We start from the raw sequence: 1,368 nt of genomic DNA on the forward strand, positions 1-1,368 counted from the left end.
TGGTTCCAAGAAAAGCCTCTAAGCTTCAGTTAAACAAGACCGTACCGCAAACCGACACAGGTGGACGGGATGAGTATTCTAAGGCGCTTGAGAGAACTCAGGAGAAGGAACTCGGCAAATTGATACCGTAACTTCGGGAGAAGGTATGCCCTTGTAGCGTGATGCACCTGCGTGCAAAGCGTGAAAGGGTCGCAGATAATCGGTGGCTGCGACTGTTTAATAAAAACACAGCACTCTGCAAACACGAAAGTGGACGTATAGGGTGTGACGCCTGCCCGGTGCCGGAAGGTTAAGTGATGGGGTGCAAGCTCTTGATCGAAGCCCCGGTAAACGGCGGCCGTAACTATAACGGTCCTAAGGTAGCGAAATTCCTTGTCGGGTAAGTTCCGACCTGCACGAATGGCGTAACGATGGCCACACTGTCTCCTCCTGAGACTCAGCGAAGTTGAAATGTTTGTGATGATGCAATCTACCCGCGGCTAGACGGAAAGACCCCATGAACCTTTACTGTAGCTTTGCATTGGATTGTGAATCGGTCTGTGTAGGATAGGTGGGAGGCGCTGAAGCGAGGTCGCCAGATCTCGTGGAGCCAACCTTGAAATACCACCCTGATTTATTTGCGGTTCTAACCTTGGTCCGTTATCCGGATCGGGGACAGTGCATGGTGGGCAGTTTGACTGGGGCGGTCTCCTCCTAAAGGGTAACGGAGGAGTTCGAAGGTACGCTAGGTACGGTCGGAAATCGTGCTGATAGTGCAATGGCATAAGCGTGCTTAACTGTGAGACTGACAAGTCGAACAGGTGCGAAAGCAGGACATAGTGATCCGGTGGTTCTGAATGGAAGGGCCATCGCTCAACGGATAAAAGGTACTCTGGGGATAACAGGCTGATACCGCCCAAGAGTTCATATCGACGGCGGTGTTTGGCACCTCGATGTCGGCTCATCTCATCCTGGGGCTGTAGCCGGTCCCAAGGGTATGGCTGTTCGCCATTTAAAGAGGTACGTGAGCTGGGTTTAAAACGTCGTGAGACAGTTTGGTCCCTATCTGCCGTGGGCGCTGGAAATTTGATGGAGCCTGTTCCTAGTACGAGAGGACCGGAATGGACGTACCTCTGGTGTACCGGTTGTCATGCCAATGGCATTGCCGGGTAGCTATGTACGGAAGAGATAACCGCTGAAGGCATCTAAGCGGGAAACTCGTCTAAAGATAAGATTTCCCGGGGGCTTGACCCCCCTAAAGGGCCGTTCGAGACCAGGACGTTGATAGGTCAGGTGTGGAAGCGCAGTAATGCGTTAAGCTAACTGATACTAATTGCCCGTGCGGCTTGATCCTATAACCCTGGCGGTTGTAGTGTTCAGTGCACGCAA

1 rRNA gene is annotated in these 1,368 nt (G+C 52.3%); it reads left to right on the plus strand.

The window, feature by feature from the left end:
• Positions 1–1,333: ribosomal RNA gene (locus tag IE116_RS25740) — 23S ribosomal RNA — on the plus strand; the annotation flags it as partial.
• Between the last annotated feature and the right edge of the window lie 35 nt (positions 1,334–1,368).

The sequence above is a fragment of the Pigmentiphaga litoralis genome (genome assembly GCF_014651835.1).
Lineage (GTDB): Bacteria > Pseudomonadota > Gammaproteobacteria > Burkholderiales > Burkholderiaceae_B > Pigmentiphaga > Pigmentiphaga litoralis.